16 protein-coding genes and 1 pseudogene are annotated in these 25815 nt (G+C 60.3%); 5 read left to right on the top strand and 12 right to left on the bottom strand.

The window, feature by feature from the left end; all coding sequences use genetic code 11:
• Positions 1–15: 15 nt before the first annotated feature.
• From ACFPN2_RS23425 to ACFPN2_RS23460, 8 genes and pseudogenes are all read right to left on the bottom strand, one after another.
• Positions 16–2034 (bottom strand): acetoacetate--CoA ligase, encoded by a 2019-nt coding sequence (locus tag ACFPN2_RS23425; RefSeq protein WP_380601119.1) that lies wholly within the window; start codon positions 2032–2034, stop codon positions 16–18.
• A 13-nt stretch (positions 2035–2047) separates the two neighbouring features.
• Positions 2048–3295: a family 1 glycosylhydrolase gene (locus ACFPN2_RS23430; RefSeq protein ID WP_380601120.1), complete on the bottom strand. Its 1248-nt coding sequence runs from the start codon at positions 3293–3295 to the stop codon at positions 2048–2050.
• 189 nt (positions 3296–3484) lie between these two features.
• On the bottom strand, positions 3485–5191 hold the full coding sequence (dld, locus tag ACFPN2_RS23435; protein WP_380601122.1) for a D-lactate dehydrogenase: 1707 nt from the start codon (positions 5189–5191) through the stop codon (positions 3485–3487).
• Between the two features lie 7 nt (positions 5192–5198).
• The gene (locus ACFPN2_RS23440) at positions 5199–6470 is read right to left on the bottom strand and encodes a sugar MFS transporter (RefSeq protein WP_380601123.1); all 1272 of its coding nucleotides are present in this window, start codon (positions 6468–6470) and stop codon (positions 5199–5201) included.
• A 35-nt stretch (positions 6471–6505) separates the two neighbouring features.
• On the bottom strand, positions 6506–7768 hold the full coding sequence (locus ACFPN2_RS23445; protein WP_380602819.1) for a glycoside hydrolase family 1 protein: 1263 nt from the start codon (positions 7766–7768) through the stop codon (positions 6506–6508).
• A gap of 157 nt (positions 7769–7925) precedes the next feature.
• Entirely contained in the window at positions 7926–10100 is a 2175-nt protein-coding gene (locus ACFPN2_RS23450; protein WP_380601125.1) for a DUF6351 family protein, read from the bottom strand.
• Positions 10101–10419: 319 nt separating this feature from the next.
• Positions 10420–10848, bottom strand: a complete 429-nt coding sequence (locus ACFPN2_RS23455) for a helix-turn-helix transcriptional regulator (RefSeq protein ID WP_380602821.1) — start codon at positions 10846–10848, stop codon at positions 10420–10422.
• A 9-nt stretch (positions 10849–10857) separates the two neighbouring features.
• Positions 10858–11619, bottom strand: a pseudogene (locus tag ACFPN2_RS23460) (cupin domain-containing protein); the annotation flags it as partial.
• Between ACFPN2_RS23460 and ACFPN2_RS23465 the strand changes: the two are divergent.
• The 5 genes from ACFPN2_RS23465 (at position 11584) to ACFPN2_RS23485 (ending at position 21275) form a co-directional block, all read left to right on the top strand.
• Positions 11584–13248 carry an AMP-binding protein gene (locus ACFPN2_RS23465; RefSeq protein WP_380601126.1) on the top strand — a complete coding sequence of 555 codons (1665 nt, stop codon included), beginning with the start codon at positions 11584–11586 and terminating at the stop codon, positions 13246–13248. The pseudogene ACFPN2_RS23460 and the gene ACFPN2_RS23465 overlap by 36 nt on opposite strands.
• Positions 13249–13325: 77 nt before the next feature.
• A complete protein-coding gene (locus ACFPN2_RS23470) occupies positions 13326–15167 on the top strand; it encodes a TolB-like translocation protein (RefSeq protein ID WP_380601127.1) in 1842 nt (613 codons plus the stop codon).
• Between the two features lie 11 nt (positions 15168–15178).
• Positions 15179–18532: a glycosyl hydrolase gene (locus tag ACFPN2_RS23475; protein ID WP_380601128.1), complete on the top strand. Its 3354-nt coding sequence runs from the start codon at positions 15179–15181 to the stop codon at positions 18530–18532.
• A gap of 229 nt (positions 18533–18761) precedes the next feature.
• Entirely contained in the window at positions 18762–20327 is a 1566-nt protein-coding gene (locus tag ACFPN2_RS23480; protein WP_380601129.1) for a CocE/NonD family hydrolase, read from the top strand.
• Between the two features lie 6 nt (positions 20328–20333).
• Positions 20334–21275 carry a helix-turn-helix domain-containing protein gene (locus ACFPN2_RS23485; protein ID WP_380601130.1) on the top strand — a complete coding sequence of 314 codons (942 nt, stop codon included), beginning with the start codon at positions 20334–20336 and terminating at the stop codon, positions 21273–21275.
• Here the strand turns inward: ACFPN2_RS23485 and ACFPN2_RS23490 are convergent.
• From ACFPN2_RS23490 to eno, 4 genes are all read right to left on the bottom strand, one after another.
• Positions 21269–22036, bottom strand: coding sequence for an SDR family NAD(P)-dependent oxidoreductase (locus ACFPN2_RS23490; protein WP_380601131.1), 768 nt, complete (start codon positions 22034–22036; stop codon positions 21269–21271). The genes ACFPN2_RS23485 and ACFPN2_RS23490 overlap by 7 nt on opposite strands.
• Entirely contained in the window at positions 22033–23034 is a 1002-nt protein-coding gene (locus ACFPN2_RS23495) for an SDR family oxidoreductase (RefSeq protein WP_380601132.1), read from the bottom strand. The genes ACFPN2_RS23490 and ACFPN2_RS23495 overlap by 4 nt, the downstream gene beginning before the upstream one ends.
• 566 nt (positions 23035–23600) lie before the next feature.
• A complete protein-coding gene (locus ACFPN2_RS23500) occupies positions 23601–24185 on the bottom strand; it encodes a class I SAM-dependent methyltransferase (protein ID WP_380601134.1) in 585 nt (194 codons plus the stop codon).
• A gap of 337 nt (positions 24186–24522) precedes the next feature.
• On the bottom strand, positions 24523–25812 hold the full coding sequence (gene eno, locus ACFPN2_RS23505; RefSeq protein ID WP_380601136.1) for a phosphopyruvate hydratase: 1290 nt from the start codon (positions 25810–25812) through the stop codon (positions 24523–24525).
• Positions 25813–25815 lie beyond the last annotated feature (3 nt).

Raw genomic sequence — 25815 nt, forward strand, 5'->3', positions numbered from 1 at the left:
TATCCCCTGTTCTCGCTACAGTCTCGACTGTTTATTTGCAAACTCGACAAACCAATCCAGGCTCGCAGGATTCGCGAGCGCATCGCGCGCAACCACTTTCTCGAGCGGATGCCCGAGCAGTAGCTTTTTGATCGGCAGCTCGAGCTTCTTACCGGTCAATGTCTTCGGAACCTGCGGTACCTGCAGAATGTCGTTGGGCACATGGCGTGGCGACAATGCCGTGCGAATCGACTGGCGAAGGCGCTTATCGAGTTCATCGGTCAGCGCCACGTCTGGCCGCAGGACAATGAACAGCGCCATATACGATTCACGCCCCAAGTACTCGAGATCGACGACCAGGCTATCCGTCACCTCGGGGAAAGCCTCCACCGCTCGATAGAGCTCGGCGGTTCCCATCCGGATGCCTTGGCGATTGATCGTCGCATCGGAGCGTCCATAGATCACGGCGCCGACTGCGCGTGGCCGCGGGGTCAGCTCGAGCCAATCACCATGGCGCCAGACATTCTCGTCGGCGGGGCCCTTGAACGTATCGAAATAACTTTCGAGATAGCGACGGTTGTCCTGGTCGCCCCAGAAGAACAGCGGCATCGAGGGCAGCGGACGCGTGCAAACCAGCTCCCCGACAGCATTCGTTACCGCTTGCCCCTTCTCATCGAACGCGTGCACTGCTGCGCCGAGCACACGGCATTGCATCTCGCCCACGTAGACCGGCAACGTTGGCAGGCCGCCGATGAAGGGACCGCAGATATCGGTGCCCCCAGAGACACAGTTCACCCAAACGTCGCGCTTCACCGCTCCATACAACCAGCGATATCCATCCGCCGATAGCGGTGAGCCGGTCGACGCGATGGTTCGTAAGGCAGTCAGGTTTGTATGCTCACCTGGCGTGAGCCCCGCTTTGAGGCAGGCGTGATAGAACGCAGCGCCGGCGCCAAAGAACGACACTTGTTCGCGCTCCGCGAGGCGCCACAGGACTGACCAGTCGGGTAGATCTCGGATACCCGTCACAGCTCCGTCGAACAACACCAGCGTCGCTCCGACCAGGAGGCATCCAACGTGCGCATTCCAAACCATCCAGGACGTGCTGGAAGTCCACAGAACTCGATCTCCAGCGCGCAGATCGCTGTGGAAAGCAACCGCGACCAACCCCGTCATGACGATGCCCGCATGTCCGTGGACGATTGCTTTCGGCAATCCACTCGTACCCGACGAGTAAAGGATCCAAAGTGGATGGTCTGAAGGCAACGCCGCGGTCTCGAGTATGCCCGAGCCTGCGCAAGCGGCTGCCCAGTCGACGACACGTCGATTCGATACGGTCGACGGCGGCAGCGCTGTCGAACCGAGATGTGGAACCCAAACGATCGACTCTACTGTGGGCAGTTGCGAGACGATGGAATCTAGGACCTCGCGACGGTCCTGCGGTTTGCCGGCGAACCGATAGCCGTCGCAGGCAATGAGCACTTTGGGCTCGATCTGTCGAAAACGATCGACGACACTCACCGGTCCCAGCTCTGGGGAGGCGACCGACCAGATCGCCCCGATACTCGCGGCGGCGAGAAATGCGATGACAGTCTGAGGAATATTCGGCAGGTACGCGACGACACGATCGCCTGGTTTGACGCCAAACTCCCGCAGTGTCCGGGCGATTGCCGCAACCTGTCGCTCGAGCTCGGGCCAGCCGATCTCACCTCGGCCGCCCGCTTCACTCTCGAAGATGATGGCAGGCGAGCCAAGCTCGCGATGTCGAAACACTTGGTCCACGAAATTCAGTCGCGCACCTTCGAACCAGCGAGCGCCCGGCATACTGGGGTCGGACAGAATGCTGTCGTAGCCACGCTCGGCAACGACTCCGAAACATTCCCAGACCGCGGCCCAGAAATCCTCTTGCTGCTCAACCGACCACTGCCACAGCGCTTCATAACTATCGAAGCGCTGGCCGCGACGCTCCGCTAACCATGCAATGAAGGCGGTGATTCTTGCGCTCGCTATGCGCTCCGCTGTGGGTTCCCAAGCGAGTTCAACCGACGTGCTCATTTAGGCTCGCGGCTCACGGCAACTCATTGGCGCGAGCAATTGCTCCCAGGACAGCCGCGCTCGGCTTGGGAGTGCGCTGGAATGTCTTGCGGTCGACCGCTACGAGTCCGTAGTGGTGCTTGTAACCAGAGATCCATTCGAAATTGTCCAGCAGCGACCAATGGATATAACCCTTCACGGGGATCCCCTCGTCCATGGCCTTTCTCAATTCCGCAAGCGCCTCGGGAATGAAGCGAGCACGGATTGTGTCATCGTCCGTGTTGACGCCATGTTCGGTAACGATGATCGGAACTCGCGCAACCGAATGGGCATAGCGCACGGCATTCGCGAGCGACGCGGGATAGACCTCACCGCCTCCGGCGTTGCGAACACCGCCCGCTGGCGGGTCGACCTTGCCGTTCGCGTCCCACAGCTGACGTTCGTAGTTCTGCACACCCAAGAAATCGTCGGACCGCGCCGCCTCGAGCCACGGCAGATAGGATTGCGCGCGGAACTTGTCGCGCATGCTGTTGGAGCCGACCGTTTGGTCGTCCGGCATGGCCAGGGTTACGCCCACCGGCAGCGAGCTGCGCGCCGCCTTGATCGCCGCCTTGGCCGCCTTGTGTGCGGCAATCACCGTGCGGGTGTATTGATCGAGATCCTCGACGCCGAAGTTCCCTATCACGAAACGTGTACTGCCGATCGCCTTGGCGGCAGCCGCGGTCATGCCGTCGAACACCGGCTTGATCTTGGCCAACTTCGCATCGTCCGTGGGGTTGCGAAGAACGTTGGGCTCATTCAGCGTCATCGCGTAGCCGATGTCTGCCGCCAGATGGCGAGCCGCGCGCTCACAGAATCGACCGAAGAGATCCGGAGACTCTGCGTTTGTCCAGCCTCCGCGCGCAGCGAACCAGCGCGGAGTCGTGAAGTGGCTGAAGGTGACCATGGGGATCAGTCCTCGCTCGCGGCACCCTTCGATCATCGCCTTGTAGTGATCGAGCATCGCTATGGAGAACATGCCCGGCTCAGGCTCGATGCGCGACCACTCCACGCTGAATCGATAGCTGTTGAGCCCGAACGATTTGACCAGATCCATATCGCGCGGCCACAGCGCAAAACTGTTCGTCGCGTCGCCCGACGGCTCTGCGAAAAACGTGGGCTTCACCGTCTCGGCGACCCACATGTCGCTGTTGATGTTGTTGCCCTCGATCTGGTGGCCCGAGGTCGCGGCTCCCCACAGAAATCCCTTGGGGAAAGAGCCGCCGCGCGGGCGCGCCGCCATTGCGCCGGTCAGGGGCAGAACAGCCAGCGCGGCACCCGCTCCGATCAGAGTTCGACGTTTCAAGTTCACATCCTCACGTTATGCATGGACCGCGGCGATCCGCCGGCCTTCAGGCGAGCCTACTTGTGCCGGAACCACATCGCTTTCCCCACAGAGCACTCGAATTTGTGCCGGGAGCACTGAGGGGATTCATGGGCCATGAGACTCCCAAGACCGCTCTCGACTCGTTTGCCCGATGCCTGGATTGAGCCGGTTGCCCGGATCAAGCTCGCGGTAATGCGCCTGAAGGGCCGCCGTGGCTGGATATAGGTGTCCGACATTGTGTTCGGCGGGATACTGGGCGCCGCGGCCGTCGATCAGCTCGAGCAGGCGATGTTTGAGCTCCAGGGACGCGGCCCCTTTGCGGAGGACGTAATCCTGGTGAAACACGTGACAGAAGAAATGCCCGTAGTAGATCGCTTTCGCGATAGGAGCGGCCACGTCTGCGGGCAGCCGCTCAAACCAGTCCTCATCGTTGCGGCGTAGGGCAATGTCCAAGGCAAGGATGTCCTCGACCTCGGCGTGGTGGATCGCGCGGTAGCGAACAGCAGCGCCGGCCACCGCGAAGCGGTGAAGGAACGCCTTTGTTTCTTCCTCACGCGTGCATTCGAAAACGTCGCCTCCGGCGCTAGGGAACATCTCAGAGAGCAGCGAGCGCGCCGGTTCGATGCCATCATCCGCCATCTTGAGGATCAGGTGATGTTCGAATCGGTCGCGAAAAGCCAGCATGCGAGCGGGAAGATGATTGGAGAACCAGCGGCTTGCAAGTTGCAGCAGCCGATCGGAAACATTGGCTCGCGACAATCCAATCAGACGCGCGAACGTGTCGATTCGGCTCTTGGCAGCGTAAAGGATCGGTAATCGCTGCGTACCCAATCGCTCGATCGCGAGAAAAATATCCTTGCCGTAGATCGCGGCGAGATCAAATGCCTCGCGATGGATGTACTCGCCAGCGACCGGCAGCACTGGCTGCTCGGTAAGGATGCGTCGGCGGAGCGTGGTCAGCTCCCCCGGATCGTTGGTTCCGATGTAAAACGTCGTGGTGAGTTGGTCCTTGGGGAAGGTATCCACGCGCACCGCGAACACCATGACCTTGCCCGCACTTCCCGACGCTTCGAATAGATGGCACGGATCGGCATTGAAGCGCGCCGCGGACGATGCGTGAACATCGCGAACGCGCCGTGCATAGATTGCAGCAGATGCGTGGCGATGATCCATCATGACATCGCGATCTGAAAAGCTTCCGCGCTCTACCCTCTCGAGAATGTCCTCGGCTTGATCGCCTAAACGGATGCCAAGGTGATTGCGAAGATGAATCTCACCTGATTCATCGACTTTGGCATAGAGCGCGTACTCAGTGTACGCGGGGCCGCGCCTCACGAGCGCTCCGCCTGAGTTGTTACATATGCCACCAATCACCGACGCACCGATGCAAGAAGACCCGATGACCGAATGAGGCTCTCGGCCGAGCGGCGCAAGCACGCGCTCCAGTTCATGCAGCGTCGCGCCCGCAAGGCATACCGCCTGTTGACCTTCGCGAAGCAAGTGAATCCTCCTGATGCGCAGGGTGTTGATGATCACCACTGGGCGGTCATAGCTGCCGAACGGCGTCGAGCCGCCGGTCAGCCCGGTGTTCGCCGCTTGCACAATTACGATGTAGTCAGCGCGAATGCACGCTCGGAACACGCGCCATTGTTCGATGAGCGAGCCGGGACGAACGACTGCCGCTACCGCTCCGCCGCCGCAACGATAGCCGGCGGAGAACCGTTGAGCTTTGGACTGCTCCGTGATCACGTGCCTTCGGCCGACGATCTGTCGCAACTGCCCCACCACCTCGGTTGTCGAGTGCAGCTCCACGAGGATTTCAGTATCGGGCTGCTGGCCGGCAGGCCAGCGCGAAATACAGCACACACAGGTAGCACGCCGCCGGCACGAGAAACGCCAGCCGTATGCCGTGGGCATCGGCGATCACTGCCTGGATGAGTGGCACGATGGCGCCACCAACGATGGCCATGATGAGCAGCCCCGAACCACGCTGCGTCAGATGTCCGAGGCCCTCGATCGCCAACGCGAAGATCGTGGGGAACATGATCGAGTTCATCAGACCGACCAGCACGATGGTCCAGATCGCAACCGTGCCGCTCGTCGAGATCGACAGCAGGATGAGCAGCGTCGCAGCGATGGACTGAATCGCAAGCATCGACCAGGGCGGAATCACACGCATCAAGCCGGAGCCCACGAAGCGGCCAGCCATCGCCCCGGACCAGAACAAAGTCACATAGAAGGCCGAGTCGGCATGCGACATGTTGCCGACCGTCGGACCCGAGATGTAATTGATGAGAAAGCTTCCCACCGCAATCTCAGCGCCGACGTAGGTAAAGATGGCGGCCAGCCCGAGCACCAATCGTCTATGCCGCCAGACGCTGTCGTTGACGCGATCGTCCGGCGTGTCCTCGGTTGGAACGGGCGGCAGCGGCCACAAATAGATCACCACCGCGAGCACCAGTAACAGCAACGCGATTCCTGCATAGGGCCACCGCACGGCGAGCGCATCAGCAGCGCGTTGCGCCTGCGAGAGCACCTGCTCGTGCGACGATGTTCCACCGACGGTGTTCGCCAGAATGAGCATGCCGCCGAACGTCGGTGCGACGGCCGTGCCCAAGGAGTTGAACGCCTGGACGAGATTGAGTCGGCTCGATGCCGTCTGCGGCGGACCAATGACTGCCACGTACGGATTGGCAGCAACCTGGAGCACGGTGATTCCTGCTGCCAGCACGAACAGAGCCCCCAGAAACAATGGATACGAAGGCAGGGTGGCGGCGGGAATGAACCCGGCCGCGCCGACGCCTGTGATGGCGAGTCCGATGGCGATGCTGCGACGATAGCCGAACCCTTCGATGAGCTTCGCTCCGGGCAGCGCCATCAGGAAATACGTGCCGAAGAAGACGAACTGAATCAGCAATGTCGCGGTGTAGGTCAGATCGAAAACCGATTTCAGATGCGGAATCAGCACGTCGTTCAGGACCGTGACGAAACCCCACATGAAAAAGATGGTGGCGAGAACGGCGAGCGCTCCGTTGTGGCTCCCGTTCACAGCAGTCGTGCGGGCAACTGCCGGACCTACCGTGGCAACCATCTAACTCTCCCCTTCTCAGTCGAACGCAGCGCCGCTCAAAGAGCGTTGCGCCGAGCGATGGCGCCATATACCTGCGCACTCGGCTTGAGCGTGCGCTTGAACGTCTGCCGATCGACGCTGGCGAGTCCGTACTTCGGCTTGTAGCCGTACAGCCATTCGAAATTGTCGATGAGGCTCCAATGGAAATAGCCGAGAATCGGCACGCCCTCATCGATGGTTTTCTTCAGCTCGGACAGCGCGGCGGGAATGAAGCGTGCGCGAAGTGCATCGTCTTCTGTGTTTACGCCATGTTCGGTCACGATGATCGGCACGCCCGTGACGGAATGGGCGTAGCGGACCGCGCCGGCCAGAGATGCTGCATAAACTTCACCACCCGCAGCGTTGCGATCGCCGGGCGGTGGCGCGACCGTGCCTTTGGCGTCCCAGAGGTGTCGTTCGTAGTTCTGCACGCCCAGGAAGTCGTCGCCTTGCACGGCTTCGAGCCAGGCACCGTAAAGTTTCTTACGCATGCTGTCGCGAATACTGTTTCGTTCGACAGCCTGGTCATCGATGACCGCCAGGCTCACTCCAACAGGCAAGTTTGTTCGCACGGCCTTGATGGCTTCGCGGCCAGCCCTGTGCCCGGCGATCAGAGTCTGGGTCAGGCCCTCAACGTCATCGACGCTGATGGTGTTGCCGGTGACGAATTGTTCGCTGCCAACTGCTCGCGCCGCCGCTTCGTTCATCGCTCGAACGTACGGCATCAGCTTGTCCAACTGCTCGGCCAATGCGGCGAAGCGAAGGACCGCGATCAGATTGGGCTCGTTCAGCGTGGTGGCATAGCCGATTCCTTCTGCGAGCCGCCGGGCCGCTCGATCGCAAAAGCGCGCAAACAGTTGCGGTGCGTCCTGCTTTGTCCAACCGCCACGCGCCGCGAACCAGCGCGGCGTGGTGTAGTGATTGAATGTAACTGCTGGGGTGATCCCGTGCTCACGGCAGCCGTCGATGATTCTTTTGTAGTGGTCTAATGCCGCGATCGAGAACTGCCCTTCGTCGGGCTCGATTCTCGACCACTCCAGGCTGAAACGATAGCTGTTGAGCCCGATCTCTTTGACCAGCTCCAGATCCTGGGGCCACAGCTCGAAACTATTGGCGGCGTCCGCCGACCGCTCGGCGTAGATCGTCGGTTTCACATTCTCGACGACCCAGATGTCGGCATTGACGTTGTTGCCTTCAATCTGGTGCCCGGAAGTCGCGGCGCCCCACAGGAAACCCTTTGGGAAGGAACCATTGCGGGGGCGGGCGGCCATTGCGCCCATGAATGGCAGAGTGACCAATGCGGCACCGGCTCCGATCAGGGTTCGACGTTTCAAGTCACATCCTCAGGGTGATGTTGTTTGCCGCTGTGGCGCGATTCTCCCCCGGAGCTTGTTTACAATCAACACTGATTGCAACTTCGACAGGCGCGCCGATGTCTCAGAGTGGGGCCATCGGAACCGAGACGCCAGGATTGGGATAGGACAGCCAGGTTCCCTTCAAAGGCCGGAAGCCGACGCTCGGCTTCGAATAGTCGCAGACACCAGTCGAGAAGACCGCTTGCAGCCGTGCCACCAGGGCCGGCGCCATGTTTGGATAGTCGACGGCTCGGAACGGGCGCAGCTGACATTTGAGAACGTCATTGGTCAGCGGTGCGCCTGCGGTCATCCGCGGGTCTTCGAAATAGGGCAGTTTGCTGCCACATGAGCCAGAGTTGCCGAGGGAAGACGCCTCGTTGATGCGCGTGTCGTCCGCCATGAAGCAGACATCCGTCGCGAGATCCGCCGGCTTGTTGGCGACGACCTTGGCCGCTTTACTAGGAAAGTGCCGAGTGTCGCTAACAATGTTATTGAGCCATTCGTCCATCTTCAGCAGAGCGAAGACGTTCATGCTCGCATGATGCGAGGGAGCACCGGAACCCGGCGCCGTGGCAACAGGGGCCTCGGCGCGCACCATCACATGTCCAGCGGCGCCGCCATTCGCTCCTACGATGCGCGCTCGCGTATTCTCTGACTTCACCGCATCGTGCACATCAGGCCCCCGTCCTGGATTGCCGCGTAGATCGATGATGGGAAGATCGTCGAGATTTTCCGCCTCGTTGATCCGCCCATATTCAAACATCCTACGTAACGCCAACGGATGCGCGACGGAGCGGGCGACCTGAAAATCGCCGTCGTCGTCGAAGCCGCCAACATTCTCATTCAGCTCGACGAACTGCTCCGCTGAGATCGCGCCTGCGTGATATGCCTTGAGTCCATATTGGACGCCGACGTTGTCATATGCGCGATAGGTTTGACCGGTCTTCGGATCGAAGCCCAGAGCATTGCGGCCGGCTGCATAAATATCGCAGCGGGCGCCGCGTGGATTGCGCAACCGATCGTACGTCAACTCACGAGGGATCACCGAATGGCAGTTGCTATCGCCGGCTCGTATCAATGGATCGGCTTGTCTGGCCCACATCCATTCAGGCGTAAAGAAGAGCACCCATTGGGCGCAAGTCTTCCAGGTGTTCAAACCGGCAGCAGCTCGCTTCTGTTCATCGGTCCAGGTCTGCTGCCCGGAATCGAAAGCCTTCGCCATCAACGCGCAATCGACCGTGTACGGCACCAGAGAATAGAGATCGGGAAAAGAGGCGCCGGGGACAATTCCATCCAGAATTCCTGGATAGTTGTTGGCGATGAGATGCTGCTGCATCGACCCGCCGGACCCGCCCCACCCCATCACATACTTTGGCGGGCCGAATGTTTCGATGAATCGCTCCTTGACCATTGAAGCAGTCTCCGCGGAGACCACATCGCTGCCGACAAAGGCCATCACATTGAGGCTCGAACTCATTACCGCGAAGCCCCGCGACAACATATCGTGCACAAGCGTGTCGCCGGCTATGGCGCCCTGATGATATCCGGCTGTGGCGCCACCGCCGAATGAGAACACCGCCCTGCCGTTCCATCCTTTGTAGGTCGACGTGGGTGAAGGCGCCTCGTCTTGCGTCGGATCGAACAGCATCGCCATCTGATAGATCGAGCGATTGATCGTGCCCGTTTCGACGCGGACGATGTAGTTGACCGTCCGGCCGTTCAACGTCGTTGTCTGACCCATGTCCGGTGGGAGCGTCGTCCCTGCAGGCAGAGGTTTGAAGGCACCACCCGACGACGACCGATATACAAACAGGACCTTGGTCGGCGCATTGCAGTCCGCATCTTGGGGCGCTCCCAAGGTGGAACCATCAGGAAGCTTGAACCTGTCGGTTTCGCACATGAAAGGCTGCTGGTGTGGGCCTGAGAAGATCGGCCCGTTCCGGTCGTGGTTGATCAGCACCACGCTGCTCGAGCGGCCGCGCACCGTCACGGTCAGCTTGTTCTTGCCGGGCTTCAGCCCTTTGACGAGCCCGATCATCGAGCGGCCTTGCAGCGTGAAGCTCGAAGTCACATCGGTGTCGCCGACTGAAACCTTCAGATCCGACCGCCCCTCCCCCACTGGCAGCGCCACGGCGATCAGCGCGTCGCCATCGCTCACCGTGTCAGGACGGCTCGACAAGACCGTTACCTCCTGCGCCGAGGCAGCTGCCAATCCGAGGCAGAGGATCGAGCCGAGCAAAACGGTCAACATCTTCATGTCATATCCGGCGAGTGGGCACCATTTCCCAAGGGTTCGCCGCGGACCAACCAGCTGTTGGGTCGCCGGCAGAGTCTGAGCGCCCCTCTTCAGGCAAGCCTACCTGGGCCGGAACCACGTCGCTTTCGGCACGGAGCACTCGAATTTGCGTCGGGAGCACTGGCGGGCGGATTTAAAGTCAATCGTGATCGGAACTTACCCGACAATTGGAGCGCAGCTGACGCCGGTTGGCTCAGCGAGCGCTACGGGCATATAACCCCGCCGGCATCCCGCCACGATTGTTCCGAGCAGTCAAGCTTGTTTCTTTGTTCCCGGGGTGCTATGACCAGCGCTGACCCAGCACGTCGCGAGGCGAAATTCCGAAAGCTGCCCTGAAGGCCGTGCTGAAGTGAGACATGTTGGAAAAACCACACTCCAATGCCACGCTCGTGACGCTGATCGCCCGCCCGCTCCTCAGTAGCAGGTGCGCCTTCTGCAAGCGCTCCTCGTTCACATACTCGCGCGCGGTACGTCCATCGTCGCGGAACAGCTTGTGCAAATAGCTGAGCGAGAAGCCGCACGCATGGGCAATGTCTTCGAGTCGCAGGTCCGGATCCGCCAAGTGCTGTCTGATCAAGCGTTTGGCACGGGCCAGGTTGCTGGTGCGAACGCTGGTCGTGGACGTCATGACATCGGCTTGACCTCCGAACGCCAGCAACACGAGATCGGCGAGTGGGTGCGCAGCCTGGACGAATTCTTCATCGGTCATCCTGGCCGCGTTCCGTTGCAGCGAAAGCAGAGACTCGCCCACCAGTCGTCCCAATCCATCGCCCACACTGATTGGTGTCAAGCATCTGCGCTCCGCCGCCATCAGTCGTTGATCGGCGAAATCGCGCGGAATGCCCAAGCCGATCGTGTCGTTATTGCCAAATTTCGAATGCACCAGAGGATCGCTCGAGGACACCAAGGTAGCCGTTCCCGCTCCGCAACGGCGGCTACGCCCGAACTGCTCGAACTCTATGCAATCTCGCAAAGAGATATACATGATGTAGCGCTCGCGGCAATCCGCTGCGATCTGCTGGTGATTCCGCATGAGCTGGCCTTTGCCAGCGGTCGTCGTGATGCGGATGATGGACCAATCCGCAACGGAACGGCCCTCAGCCGCCATCGCAAAGTCACGATCTGTCGCCCCACCCAAACCGAGCTGGTACGGCATCAAATGGCGACGGATGAAACACAGCCACCGATCGCGCAGATCCGGCAGGCTCATGGCGCAGCCGCTGAATCGATCTTGAGTTTGTATCGACGCGCTCATCGTTGCTTTCCCCCAACTGTGTCTTTGAGCAGGAGACACTGTGACGCAAGAGTACGCCGTCACCTGTTTCTCGCGCAACGAAACCATCGCGTCCGCGTACTCTGTAGAAGAATTCGAGTGCTCTGCGACGAAAGCCGGTCCATTGTCCGGACAGTAGGCTGGCGTGAACGAAGACGCACTCCAAGATCCATGCTTCAATCTCAATCCGCTTCCACATCCGTGCATTTGTTAGAACGCGTGCGCGAGTGGCTCGCGCTCTACGGCAGCCCGACGGCCTCGGCGGCGTGGCTGTTGTGCGATGGGCACGATCCCGCGAAGGTGGCATATAGAATCGTGACGGAAGATTTATCCAGTCACGATCTGACCTATCAAGCACTGCGCGAAGACTCTGAGCGCTTCGCGGCGGCGCTCGCCAGCATCGGTGTTCGTCCGGGCGATCGAGTTGCAACCCTGATGGGCAAGTCGCGTGAGTACCTCGTCACGCTGATGGCGATTTGGCGCCTCGGTGCCGTGCATGTGCCATTGTTCACGGCGTTCGCGGCACAGGCGATTGAATTTCGACTGCAAGCAAGCGGCGCGAAGCTCATCGTTGTCGATCCGACGCAGCTGTCCAAACTCACGGAGCTCGACAGCTCATCTTTACGTGTGATCACAACTGGGCCGCCGACGGGCGATGCATTCAACTTCGATCAGTTGCTAGGAGCGTTCGAACCGGGGTTTCCCGCCGCAGTGCTTGGGGGTGACGCGCCGTTCATTCAAATCTATACGTCAGGTACGACGGGCCGACCCAAGGGCGTGGCGGTGCCGATACGCGCCCTGGCCTCGTTTCGTGCGTATCTCGAGTTCGGCCTCGATCTTCGCCCTGATGACATCTATTGGTGTGCCGCCGATCCGGGCTGGGCTTATGGCCTCTATTTCGGAGTGCTCGCCTCATTCTCGACGGGAACCCTGGGCGTGATGGTTCAAGGAAATTTTTCGGCCGCGATGACATTCTCTGTGCTGGATTGTTTCGGCATCACCAACTTCGCTGCCGCACCGACCGTCTATCGCGCCCTGCGCACGTCGAATCTGCTGGTGCCCGCGGCATTGAAACTGCGTTGCGCATCGAGTGCGGGCGAGCCGCTGACACCGGATGTAAACGAATGGGCCCTGACCTCGCTCGGCGTGGCGGTTCACGACCATTACGGTCAGACCGAAGCAGGCATGCTGATAAACAACCATCATCACCAGACCGTGAAACACTCATTGAAGCCCGGCTCCATGGGATCGGCGATGCCGGGTTGGAAGGCGGCCATCTTGCGTCAGGATCGGGATGAGCCCGCTCCCCATGGAACCGTGGGACGGCTGGCGCTGGCACTGGATCACAGCCCCTTGGCCTGGTTCATCGGGTATCAGGACGATCCCAAAAAAAGCGCGGAGAAATTTTCTCGCGATGGGCGCTGGTATCTGACGGGCGACGTAGCCCGCATGGATGACGACGGCTGTTTCTATTTTTCATCTCGCGACGATGACGTCATCATCATGGCGGGCTATCGCATCGGTCCGTTTGAGGTGGAGTCTGTGCTGGCGACCCACCCTGCTGTTGCCGAGAGCGCAGTGATCGCAACGCCCGATGCAATGCGCGGCGAAGTGCTCGAAGCCTTCGTCGTGCTGCGTGCGGGAGTATCGGCATCGAAGGAACTCAGCCAGGAATTGCAGCGATGGGTGAAGACGCAGTACGCAGCGCACGCCTACCCTCGTATCGTCCACTTCGCCGACAGCTTGCCAAAGACACCGAGCGGCAAGGTGCAACGCTTTGTTTTGCGAGAACGCCGTCGTGCCGAGCTCGCGGATTCGCCTCCCCGCTCGCGATGACAAGGTATCCATCCATGCCCAGAAGAACAGTACGCGGCGCGCTTCTAGCGATGCTGCTGACAACGTCGATCTCGTGTTTGGCTGCCCGGTCCGCTCCAAATGCGGTCGACAAGCCGGCGTATATTCCCGTCGAGCATCACTATCTCGAGCTGCCGAAGGACCTGCAGCCTCAGTTCCCCATCTTCATCGCGGAGGGGCGCGAGATCCTGTTCCAGGATGAGCCGACGAATACGGTTTGGATCATCGGTAGCGATGGCTCGAATCTTCTGTGCATCACCTGCGACTTCGATGACCGTCCGAACACGCGCGGTGGAGGATTCGCGTATGCGCTGCCCGACGGCAAGCGACTGGTGCTGACGCATGGTCTCGCAATGGGGATAGATTCTGGACCGGACGCCGATGCATGGGTGCTGGAATGTGCGCCAAGCATCCGCGATTGTGCCGCTCACCGGTTCCTCCCCATCGACATGAGCGCGGATCGCGGCACGTTTACAGTAATGCAGCGGCGGACCTGGCACCTGGCGCCAGATGGCGTACACCTGGGGTGGATGGAAGTTCGTCCCGATGGAACGTTGATGATCGTGGCCCGACTGCAGCGCGAAGCTGACAGATATGTCGCCGCCGATCCGCGCGTGGTGAACCCCATCGGGCCGAAATCGCCGAGCGATGACGATGCCGATCGCTGGGAGAATCTTTCTCAGCTGTACGAGCTCAAGAGCTTCACGCCGGATGGCAAAGGCATCCTTGCGGTCGGCCTGCCGAACAACAATGTGGACGTCATTCGAATCGATCTCGAAACTGGCCACACTACGCGACTGACCGCGCACACCGATTGGGATGAGGACTCCTCGTTATCTCCCGATCAAAGGTTGTTCGTCGTCAACTCCTGGCGCGCCCGAAATCGGCTCGACGCGCTCGCATGGATCCCGCAGATCCGTGGCTTCACTGGGCTGATGATCGGCGCTGCCATCGCTCCCTACTACGTATCGACCTGGACGGGCTTTCAATGCGACCTGTCTCCCTGGCTGCTGCCGGCGCGCGGCGACGACAACGGACAATCGTTAGGCCAGCCGCTGAACGTCTACGATGGCGAGCTCACCGCGGGTAATAACTTATCGGGACAACAGGTCTGGAGTCCGGACAGCACGATGGTTCTGCTGCAGGAACGAACCCGAACGAAAGGCGTATCGTCTCCAAACCGGATCGCCTTGGCCCGCCTCGGGCGCGAACCGACGCGCCCGGTTCCAGTTGCCAGCTCAGCTGTAGGTGCGTGGGCGCCCTCTGCAAAACTCTATCGAGGCCCAAACTCCGAGGAGCGAACCGTGGTCGTGCGCGGCAAGGCCGGAGGCAAGGCAACGATCACTTATAAAGGAGCGTTGGGGGCGGGTCCCTTGACTGCGGTCGTGTTCGATCGATTCACCGATGACGGCGCGACCTTTGTGACCGGAACCCTGTCCGGGTCGGCCCGGAAAGGAGGGTCGGGCGAAAAGCGATCATGGGCCATCGTCGCTGACGTTGTCGTCTCGGGGCGTCATACCGGCAAACTCCAAATGGATTTGAGCATCGACAATACGGTCCAGCCGCTGCCCAAGTTGACCGGCACAGTGAACGCGGTTTATGACGGCAAGGTCGCACCGCCCCTGCCTGCTCTGGCGCCGTGCTACGACGCATTGCCCAAAGCATCGCCGCTCCGGCTCGAACTGAAGCGAACAAACAACGGCGTGCGCGCGAAGGTTTCCACCGATATCTATGGTGATATTCGCCCGGTCATGAACGCCACAGTTAGTTATGGAGAAGACTCCGTCAGAACGAATGAGCTGGGCGAGGCGATGCTGAGCATCGCACCTGGTGAGCAACCGGAGGTCGCCGTCACTGCCGGCGACACCTTCATTCCGACCCGGGCGCGACCTGCACAATAACCATGAAATCAATGCCTGCTACTTTGGGCGGCATCGTAGCCGCCGCCATGCTCATGCCGATCGTCTCGATGGCCGACGCCTCGGTGGAAGAATTCAAGAATCCCCCCATGTCGGCGCGACCGCGAGTGTGGTGGCACTGGATGGGCGGAAACATCACCGCCGAGGGCGCGGCGCTCGACCTCGAGTGGATGAAGCGAATCGGTCTCGGCGGCGTACACGTGTTCTCCGGCGCGATGGGGGATTTGAAAGTTGTCCCCGAGCCTGTGCCATTCATGAGCTCGACGTGGCAGCAGGTGTTTCGGCAATCGTTGGAGACGACCCGTCGCGCCGGGATGGAACTGACCATCGCTGGATCGCCAGGCTGGAGCCAGACCGGCGGGCCCTGGGTCGCTCCCGCGGATGCCATGAAAAAATATGTTTGGAGCGAGTCGCACATCGAGGGCGGTCGTCCATTTCGCGGCTTGCTCGAGCGGCCACCGACGACGAGCGGTCCCTTCCTTGGCGCCAGCCTGCATGCCAAGCCCGGCGAAACCATGCCGGAGCTGTACAAGGACAGCTTTGTCGTAGCGTTTCGAACGCCAGCGGCTGAAGTCCGTTCGGCACAACCCGCATTTACGACGGGTGCCGGTACGATCGACTTGTCACCCATTGCCCGCGGCGACCTCGCCAACGTCATCAAGCTTCCAATCGTCGCCGGCACTCGCAGTGCCTGGGTCCAAATGCAGTATGCGAAGCCGACTGAAGTCAGCGCGCTCACGTTGGCTGTCGCGAGCCCCGTGGTTGCAGGCGTCGAAGTTCAGGTCAGCGAGGATGGCCAGCAGTTCCGCAGCCTGATGCAGACCGCGCCACGCGCCATCAACACCATCGATGTGCCAGGACCGCAACGAATGTATGCATTTTCTCCCACGGTCGGAAAGCTCTTTCGCGTGGTGCTGACCGCTCCCCCGCCGCCTGAACCGTTGCCTGGGTTGCCGAAGGCATTCCCGCGAGCCAAGCCCGCTACCGAGTTCGCAATCATGCGACTCCAGCTCGAGACGGGGGCTCGCCTCGATCACTTCGAAGCCAAGGCGGGATTCGAACCGACGATAGGATCCAATCAGGATACGCCACAGCTGCCGGCTGATTCGCGAGCCATCATCCGCAATTCACAGGTGTTCAATCTCACCAGCCGCATGAGTGCGGACGGTCGCCTCGACTGGACTCCTCCCCCCGGTGAGTGGACTGTGCTGCGCTTTGGCTATTCCCTCACCGGCCACAAGAACGGGCCCGCTGAATCCGGCGCGACCGGGCTCGAAGTCGACAAGCTCGATCCGGAAGCCGTGAAACGCTACCTCGATGCTTATCTCGATATGTACGCGAGCGCTAGTGGCGGACAGCTCGGTCCAAACGGCGTTGAACACCTGCTGACCGACAGTTGGGAAGCCGGCGTTCAGAACTGGACGCCGAAGTTCGTCGATGCCTTTCGCGCTCTCCGCGGCTATGACCCGCTGCCCTATTTTCCAGTGCTCGCGGGACGCATCGTCGAAAGCATCGACACGAGCGAACGTTTTCTGTGGGACTTCCGACAAACACTCAAGGACAGGGTAGCGGACAGCCACCATGGCGTGATCGCGAAAGAATTGCGTGCGCGAGGCATGGGGTATTACTCCGAAGCACAAGGCGACACTCCGCGAGCGATTGCCGATGGCATGACGCTCAAGGCGCGTTCGGATGTTCCGACGGCTGAGTATTGGTATCGTCCCTTCGCGACCGCGCCCGGCCAGCCATCGCTCAAAGCTGATCTCGAGGAAGCTGCGTCTGCCGCGCACGTCTATGGCAAGCCGTTTGCCGCCGCCGAAGCGCTCACAGTCGCGGCGGGAGACGATCGATGGGGCTTCTCGCCCGCGATGCTGAAGCCCGTCGCAGATGAGATCTTCGCGCGCGGGATCAACCGGATTCTGATTCACGAATCGCACTTGCAGCCGCTGATCGACAAGAAACCCGGGCTGACCCTGTCCATCTTCGGGCAGTTCTTCACCAGAAATGAAACCTGGGCCGAGCACGCGAAACCATGGATCGATTATCTCGCGCGCACCTCCTACTTGCTGCAACAGGGCCAGTACATCGCGGACATCGCCTATTTTTATGGTGAGGAGAAAAACCTCACCGAGCTGTTCCGTGATCGCTTCAACACCGATGTGCCACCGGGCTACCGCTACGACTACATCAATCCGGAGGCCCTGCTAACTCGTCTTTCGGTCAAGGATGGACGTATTGTCACTCCCAGCGGAATGAGCTATCGCATCCTCTACATGCCCGCCCATGTGACGCGCTACACGCTGCCTGCGCTCCGCAAAGTGCGTGAGCTCGTCTCGGCCGGTGCAGTGATCGTGGGTCCGAAGCCGACCGGTGGGCTGGGACTCGCCGGTTCTGACGACGACGTACGTGCGATCGCTCAAGAAGTTTGGGGACAAGCTCCGTCGCGGACGAGCCACGCCTTCGGACATGGCCGCGTGTATGAAACATCGGACCTCGCGCCTGTGCTCGCGGCCGAGAAGATCGCAGCCGATGTGAGCTTTTCCGGCGCCGCATCTGATGCGCGGCTTCTGACGACCCACCGGCGCAGCGGCGAAAGTGACATCTACTTCATCTCGAATCAGCAAGCGCGCCCGGAAACAGTTGAGGTGACCTTCCGAGTTACCGGTAGCGCTCCGGAACTCTGGCGCGCGGAGACGGCGTCCATCGAGAAGCTGAGTTATCGATTGGACGGCGACGGCGTCAGCACACCATTGAAGCTCGACCCGCATGAGGCCGTGTTCATCGTGTTTCGCCGTAAGGCCGAGCAGAAAGAGTGGACCGCGCCAAAGCTCGAAGAAGCGCTCACCACGGTTGATGGTCCCTGGTCGGTGAGTTTCGAATCCGGTCGCGGAGCGCCGCCTACGGCCACTTTCGACCAGCTGGTCTCCTGGCCGGACATCGAGGCCCCCGGCATTCGTTACTTCTCCGGCGGAGCGACTTACAGCAAGCAAATCAAAGTCGCGACCGGTTGGCTCGCTGGCGGCAAACGTGTTCACCTCGACTTAGGAACAGTGCATGAGCTCGCGACAGTCATGGTGAATGGCAAGCCGGTCGGAACTGCCTGGCATGCGCCGTATCGACTGGACATCACCGACGCACTTCGGCGTGGCGAAAACAAGCTCGAGATCAAAGTCGTAAACCTGTGGCCCAACCGCTTGATCGGCGACAAGCAGCCTGGCGCCACTCCCGTGACCTTCGCTCCACAATCGCCCTACAACGCCAACTCACCGTTACTTCCCTCGGGACTGCTGGGACCGGTGCAACTGATCGGCGTTTCAGAAACAAAATCATCGTCTGTCCATGAGTGAACCCGCTGCACCTCGCCCCCGTCGGAAAAGAAAGCTTTGGAAGCTGCTGCTCTCGATCGTTGGCGGTCTCGTCGCCTTGGTTGCGATTTTGATCGTCGCCGTTGCGCTTTCGCCTTCGTTTCGCGACTGGGTCGCTACTCGCCTTCTGACCGACACCATCGTGCGTAGCCGCCTCGCTGATGTACCGCCTCGCACAGAAGCTCAGGCGGTCCAAAGGACTCAGGTGCGCATGCGCGATGGCGTTGAACTGAGCACGCAAATATTTCTGCCCGAGAGCAAAGGCCCCTGGCCGGTCATCGTCGTGCGCGATCCGTACAGCTTCAGCCAGTACGCCTCGTGCAAAGTGTTCGTGCAGTACGACTACGCATGCGTCTATCAGGAGGTGCGTGGTCGCGGACCGTCTCAAGGCACTTGGTACCCGTTTACCGATGAGCGGCGGGATGGTCTCGACACGATCGCCTGGATTCTCGAGCAACCTTGGCAGAACGGTCGCCTCGCCCTGCAAGGCGGCTCCTATCTAGGTGTAGTGCAGTGGGCAGTCGCGGGCGATCTGCCACCTGAAGTGAAGACATTCGTGCCGACCGTGGCCCACGGCGATGTCTACGAGCTCTCCTATCACAACGGCGTGTTCAACGAGGGCATCGCCGGCGTCTGGTTGCACAGCCAGTTTCAGCCGATCACACGCATGTTGTTCGCGGCCAAGCACTGGCGCACGCATATTGCAGGACATTTCCCGGCGCTGGCCGCCGACCCGAACGAATTCGGCAGAGCCTGGACGCCCTACCGAGACTACTTGCTACATCCTGACAAGGATGATCCGTACTGGCAGTCGCCAGACTATGTCGCGCTTCGGCAGGCGCATAAGAACGTGCACGTGCCCGTGTTCATGATCGGGTATGCCAACGACTTCTTCTTACCCGGCATGCTGCAGACTTATGAAGAACTTCCGACGCGCGATCAAAGCGTCTTTGTCATCGGACCGGGCAATCACGGCGGTGGCCCTGACGCGGAAGTTGAGGGTTCATATACTCGCGACTACGCAGACACTCTGGCCTGGCTCGACCATCATCTGCGCGACGCACCCTTGCCAGAGCGTCTGAGGCCGGGCGTCAACGTCTTCGTGCATGGTGACAATAGCTGGCGTCATTTCGACCGATGGCCGCGGCAGTCTCCCGTGCTCACTTACCGCCTCGACAATCTGGCTCAATCGCAGGCGTGTGACGGTGGTGCGTTGTCGATTGAGGCGCCCTCCTCCGAGCAAACTGCGCGTTACGCCTACGATCCCCGCAAACCCGTCCCGACACGCGGTGGCGCATTCCAACTGATCAGCGACCCCGTCGCTGAGCAGGGCAACGATCTCTGCGAACGAGCAGATGTCTTGTCGTTCGCGTCTGCACCGGTGTCAGCAGATACCGTCGTCAACGGCGGTATCCGCATCACTCTCCGTGTCGCCACCGACGCGGCCGACACGGCGTTCAGCGTCAAGCTTTCCGAGAAATTCGCGGACGGCCGCGTCTACAACATTCGAGACGACATCAGCACGCTCAGCATGCGCAATCACGCACGGCATCGAATGCCATACACGCCTGGCGAACAGGTCGAGGTCACGTTTGACCTCACGCCAATCATCTGGCGTCTGCACGAAGGATCTCGGCTGCGACTGGATATTTCCTCATCCAGTGCTCCAGCGTTTTTCCCGCATCCCAATCGGGACGGCCTTTGGAGTGAGGTTGCGGATCCGGTCGTCGCGCACCAGACGATCTACGGTGGGACGCTGGAGATTCCGGTCGAGTGATTCGTAATGAAGCCGAACTTCGAAACCGTCCAGAGCGACGTGGACAGCTCATTCCGCAGCATCCGTTTCACTTGCGCAAGCTTCGCGGAGGATCACAGCTGGCACTATCACCCGGAATTCGAGCTCACCTGGATTATCCGTAGCGAAGGTACCCGCTTCATCGGCGACAGCATCGCGCCCTATCGCGCGGACGATCTGGTGCTCATCGGACCGAACCTGCCCCATTGTTACCATGACGAGCCAGCGGCGATCGGCGGCAATCCCGGCCCCGACCTGATCGTGCTGCAGTTTCGGCCCGAAATCTTTGGGACTGAGTTCCTTGGCTTGCCTGAGGCACGTCGGATCAATGAGCTGTTGCTCGCCTCGAAGCGCGGGCTCCATGTGCAAGGTGAAACGTCTGCGAGAGTGCGCGACCTGATGCTCCTTACACTCAAGAAGCGAGGCATGCCGCGCCTCATGTGCCTGCTCGAAATTTTGCAGACGCTTACAGACGGCCGACGGAACCTACGATCCCTTGCGAGTGCCGACCATCACATCGACAACGACATCACACAGACCCATCGCGACCGAATCGAGCTCATCCATCGTTACGTACGAGAGAATCTTGCGCGCCAGATCAGCCAGCGCGAGATCGCGGCTCTGGTCAACCTGACACCGCAACCGTTCAGCCGGTTCTATCGAAAAGCCACCGGCCAGACGTTCGTCAGGTTCGTCAACACTCTGCGCATCAACGCGGTGTGCCGGTGGCTCGTGGAGACCGACGACGGAATCACCAGCATCGCAATGAACTGCGGCTATAACAACATCGCCCACTTCAATCGTCAGTTCATAGCGCTGAGGGGCATGACGCCGCGGCAGTTTCGCGAAAGAGCGCTGCACCTTCAGGATCGCACCTCAACTCACCGCCCAAAACAGCCCGCGCTGCCGGCTGAGGCCCTCCATCAGTAGGGCCAATTTGGCATCGTGAACGCACCGCCGTCGACGTAAAGCGTCTGGCCGGTAATGAAGTCGGATCTCTCATCGGCAAAGAACAGGACGGCGTGAGCCACATCGCGCTCTTGCCCGACTCGCCGCATCGGCGTGATACGCGCCCACGTGCCCGCATAGTCGGGCGATTCCTGCCGTGTGCGCTCGTTTTCAATGGCGCCGGGCGCCACGCAGTTGACCGTGATGCCGTGCGGGCCGAGCTCGATTGCGGCAGCCTTCGTGAGCTGATCGATACCACCCTTCGATGCCGTGTAGTCGACGAGATTCGGAAACGGCACCTTGTTGCAGCCTGATCCGATGTTGACGATGGCCCCGCGCCGCTTGTCGCGGATCATCAGCTTTGCCACCTTCTGTATGTTCAAGAAGCAACCTTTCAGGTTGGTTTGAATCACGCGGTCCCAGTTCGCTTCGTCGAGCTTGAGAAGCGGGCTCCAGGTCTGTACTCCGGCGTTGTTCACCAGCAGATCCGGCGCGCGGCCGACCTCGCGATCCAGGGATTCATAGAAGCGATCCACATCGACCCGCACACCAGCGTCACAACTTGCACTCCACGCACGCTGCCCAAACGCGGCGATCTCTTTTTCCAGCGATTCGACGACCTCGTTCATTTCCAGGTAGCTGAAGGCAACATCCCAGCCCTTCTGTGCCAGAGCGAGCGCAATGCTCCGGCCGATACCCGAGCTTCCACCCGTCACGACAACCAATCTGGTTGAGCGGTTCATAGGCTCATCCCCCCATCAACGACGAGATCCGCGCCGGTCATGAAGCAGCTTTCGTCGGAGGCGAGCATTACCGCTAAAGCTGCCACTTCCGTCGCTTTTCCGAGGCGCCCCAGGGGTTGCCGGGCGACGAGCGCGGCCCGGGCTCGTTCTGGATCGCTCGCGGCGGCAATGCGGGTCGACAGCGAGGGTGTGTCGATCGTTCCCGGACTGATCGAGTTGCAACGAACGCCCTGCTTGATGAAATCGATCGCGATGGAGCGCGTCATGGCGAGAACCGCAGCTTTCGTGGCGGCGTAGGCAAAGCGGTCCGGTGCCGCCTTCGTGGTGGAAACCACCGAAGCGATGTTGACGATGGAGCCCTTGTTTCGCAGACACATGCCAGGCAGGAACGCCTTGGCCATGTTCATGATCGAACGCACGTTGACGGCGATGGATGTATCGAACTGCTCATTGGTGCAGGAAAGGACATTGCCCACCGCGACATAGCCCGCGCAATTCACCAGCACTTCCACGTCAGGATGCTGAGCGGCGACCTCCATTACATCCGCTGTTCTCGTCACATCCAAAGGCACCGTGATCATCCCGGCCAGGCCGCGTAAGTACTCCGCTCGAAGATCGGACGCAATTACGCGTGCACCTTCGGCGTGAAATGCTTCAGCAATACTGCGTCCGATGCCCTGCCCCGCACCCGTGATCAGGCAACGCTTGCCAGTTAGTCGTCCCCGCATGTCCACCTCGCGCATATCTGCACAGCATAGATTCGCGCACGCGTGACTCAACACGACAAAGTTGACTGCGATTCCGATCTTCTTTTGATGAGTAACAGATGCGCCCTCTCGGGAACTAACGCCAACTACCGCCCCATCCATCATCGGATCGAACTTCGAATGCTTTGATGCTTGATCAGACCGCGATGGTCCTAGCGACAGAGCGCGACGGATTGCCACAGCCGCACTGCCCGGCGCATCGAATCCCGCAACGGTGCTTTCGCCCGTCATCGTTTAGCCTAGACTTACGATTTATTTTTTTGCTCACGAGGCATCATTGATGTCTCGCAGGCCGTTTTGCGCAATCACCGGCCTCGCGGCCTCTGAATGCCTCCCAAAAGAAAAAGCCCGTACAACTCTTGTACGGGCTCAGCTCGCAGGGAGAATCTATTGGAGGGGATCCCGGACAATGACGAATCAATAACTCATTGATTCACTTGCCCTTCTGGCTGGGCTCGATTCCCACCGCCTCCACCAGTTCCCCATCAACCCGTCAGCTCTAACGGGTTGCATCAATTCAATCGCGCCTGCTTCGAACGGGGCCACGCGCGGCATCAAACGGTCATTCGGCAACTCACATGGGTGCCCGATGACTATGCAGGCAGTGCTCAATCTTCTGTTCGGGATCGGACTGGGCGCGGGCGTCGTCGTTCTCTATAGGCGCTACGCAAAGAGACGAGATGTTCCTTATACCGATCGCTACTGCAGTGTGTGCAAGAAGGCGACGCCGTGGCACCCGGATGATGGGTGCTCCCATTGTGAGTATTGGGAGCGGCAGTGAGTCGATCAGCGCTCGATCAGTACGGCGTGATCCGCTCGAAGGTCAGGAAGGTCACGATCTTGGTTCTGGGGAGGTGGGATGCGACTTGACGCTGCAACTTCATCAGTTCGAATCCTTGCCGCGCGAACTCATATTCCCAGCAGCGCGGGTAGTCGTGGCCCGCTTCGTGGATCGCGAGTACCACATGCTTGCGCACCCTCGCGCATAATTCTTTGATCAACGGAAAGCTGGGATGCACCAACTCGAACGTCGCGCCCCGCGTGTAAGCCACATCGACAGGGTCGTCGACACTCGTCAGGAATTCCTCAAAAGACATCTCATATAGCCGCGCGCCGGCGTGCATGGGCCCATAGCGGAGCGCCATCTCGGCAAGCGCGTTGGAATTGAAGTCCACGCCCCGCAGGTTCCGATAGCCCTTTTCGTACAGAAAGTTCAGGTGCCGGCCGACATTGCAGCCCATGTCCAGGATCGCCGCGTTCCGGTCCGGCGACACATGAAGGACTTCCTGCATCAAGGTATGACAGGTCTCCCCCAGCTCCTGGAAGTGGGTGGTCGGATAGGTTTCCCAATATTCACGGGTCGCGGGTCCCCGTCGCGGCATCAACACGGTCCAGGGCAGAAAAGTGCACTGAATCCTGCGCAAAACCCTTTGAAATACAACGGGTTTCTCGACTTTCGCTGTCGTCTTATCCGCCGAAATAACGCTGGTCATTTAGGGTCGATTGAAGGCTCGTCACTGAGAATCGGGCCTCCTTGTAGTCTTAATTTAGGGAGGCGGTGCACCAAGGCGGCAGCCTACATCAGTTGCATCAATGAAGGAATATTTAGAATGCGGTATACACTCTTTACATATCCCGTGCTGCCCGCCGGGACGGACTGTGGACAGTCTGCAGCTAGGAAGTCCGGGCTGAGTTTCCGCCGAATGAACGACTGCGGTGTTATTGGCGCATGAAGGCGGCCAACGTCAGCGTCCCCTCTTCCTCGATCCGCAGCAGCTGATTGTATTTGGACTGCCGCTCCGAATTACGCACTGACCCGATCTTGATCTGCCCTGCCCCGGCGGCAACCGCCAGATCGGCGATGAAGGAGTCCTCGGTTTCGCCCGAGCGGGCGGAGACGACGGTTGCGTAGCCTGCCTTGCGGGCCAGCGCGATGACGTCGAGCGTGCCGCTCAATGTGCCGTTCTGATTGACCTTGATGAGAACGGCGTTTGCCACCCGCCGCTCAATGCCTGTAGCGAGGCGTTGTACGTTGGTCGCGAACAGATCGTCTCCGACCAGTTGTAACGAACGCTCGGCCATCTTGTGCGTGAACGATTGCCAGGCCTGCCAATCGTCCTGATCGAACGGATCCTCCACCGAGAGGATCGGATACCTGCCGCACAAGTCGAACACATGAGACATCATTTCGTCGGGCGTCAGATCGCGGCCCGCGCGGTGCAAGTGATAGCAATGCCGCTGCTCTACATACAACTGACTCGCGGCAACGTCGATGGCGATGGCCATATCATGTCCCGGGCGCAATCGTGCGGCCTCGATGGCGCGCACCATCAGCGTCAACGCTTGCTCGGCGGCTTCAAAACCCGGGCTCAAACCACCCTCGTCCGCCAGCAATGTGACTCGTCCCTCTTGCGCCATGAGTCGCGCGGCGGCGCTGCGCACACGCGCGATCCATTCCAAGCCTTGAGAATACGTCGTCGCGCCGATCGGCATCGCGAGGAAGTCTTGAAAGTCCATGCCGCCGTTGGCATGTGCGCCGCCGCTCAGAATGTTCGTCATCGGCATCGGCAGGGACGGCAACAATCCGGGCACGAGCGAGCTGAGATACCGATGCAAGGGCCGACGCACATGCGCAGCCGCCGCTCGGGCGGTCGCAAGCGACAAGGCAAGGATCGGATTGGCACCGACGCGTCCATAATCCGGCGTGCCGTCGATCCACCGGAGCGTTGCATCGACGGCAGATTGATCGAGCGCATCCACGCCTTGCAGCTGCCCTTCGCAAGCTTGCAACGCCTTCGCAATGACCGCCTGAACGCCATAGCCTTCGTAGCTATCGACATCGCCATCTCGCAACTCGCGCGCCTCGTATTTGCCAGTTGAAGCGCCCGAAGGCACCGACGCACGGCCCATCGATCCGTCATTCAAAATCACATCGGCCTCAACGGTCGGCCGACCCCGAGAGTCGAGGATCTGACGCAGTTTCAGAGAAGCGATTCGCGAAGGGTTCATGGA

It is taken from the genome of Steroidobacter flavus (assembly GCF_042651805.1).
GTDB lineage: Bacteria > Pseudomonadota > Gammaproteobacteria > Steroidobacterales > Steroidobacteraceae > Steroidobacter > Steroidobacter flavus.

Excerpts from the sequence above, each read along its gene's own strand:
- ACFPN2_RS23430 (WP_380601120.1), bottom strand. The coding sequence starts at position 3,295 with ATGGCGGCGCGCCCGCGCGGCGGCTCTTTCCCCAAGGGATTTCTGTGG.
- ACFPN2_RS23465 (WP_380601126.1), top strand. The coding sequence starts at position 11,584 with ATGCTTCAATCTCAATCCGCTTCCACATCCGTGCATTTGTTAGAACGC.
- ACFPN2_RS23490 (WP_380601131.1), bottom strand. The coding sequence starts at position 22,036 with ATGAACCGCTCAACCAGATTGGTTGTCGTGACGGGTGGAAGCTCGGGT.
- ACFPN2_RS23480 (WP_380601129.1), top strand. The coding sequence starts at position 18,762 with ATGCGCGATGGCGTTGAACTGAGCACGCAAATATTTCTGCCCGAGAGC.
- ACFPN2_RS23455 (WP_380602821.1), bottom strand. The coding sequence starts at position 10,848 with ATGACCGATGAAGAATTCGTCCAGGCTGCGCACCCACTCGCCGATCTC.
- ACFPN2_RS23500 (WP_380601134.1), bottom strand. The coding sequence starts at position 24,185 with ATGCCGCGACGGGGACCCGCGACCCGTGAATATTGGGAAACCTATCCG.
- ACFPN2_RS23445 (WP_380602819.1), bottom strand. The coding sequence starts at position 7,768 with ATGGGCGCAATGGCCGCCCGCCCCCGCAATGGTTCCTTCCCAAAGGGT.
- ACFPN2_RS23475 (WP_380601128.1), top strand. The coding sequence starts at position 15,179 with ATGCCTGCTACTTTGGGCGGCATCGTAGCCGCCGCCATGCTCATGCCG.
- ACFPN2_RS23425 (WP_380601119.1), bottom strand. The coding sequence starts at position 2,034 with ATGAGCACGTCGGTTGAACTCGCTTGGGAACCCACAGCGGAGCGCATA.
- ACFPN2_RS23440 (WP_380601123.1), bottom strand. The coding sequence starts at position 6,470 with ATGGTTGCCACGGTAGGTCCGGCAGTTGCCCGCACGACTGCTGTGAAC.
- eno (WP_380601136.1), bottom strand. The coding sequence starts at position 25,812 with ATGAACCCTTCGCGAATCGCTTCTCTGAAACTGCGTCAGATCCTCGAC.
- ACFPN2_RS23450 (WP_380601125.1), bottom strand. The coding sequence starts at position 10,100 with ATGAAGATGTTGACCGTTTTGCTCGGCTCGATCCTCTGCCTCGGATTG.
- ACFPN2_RS23495 (WP_380601132.1), bottom strand. The coding sequence starts at position 23,034 with ATGACGGGCGAAAGCACCGTTGCGGGATTCGATGCGCCGGGCAGTGCG.
- ACFPN2_RS23485 (WP_380601130.1), top strand. The coding sequence starts at position 20,334 with ATGAAGCCGAACTTCGAAACCGTCCAGAGCGACGTGGACAGCTCATTC.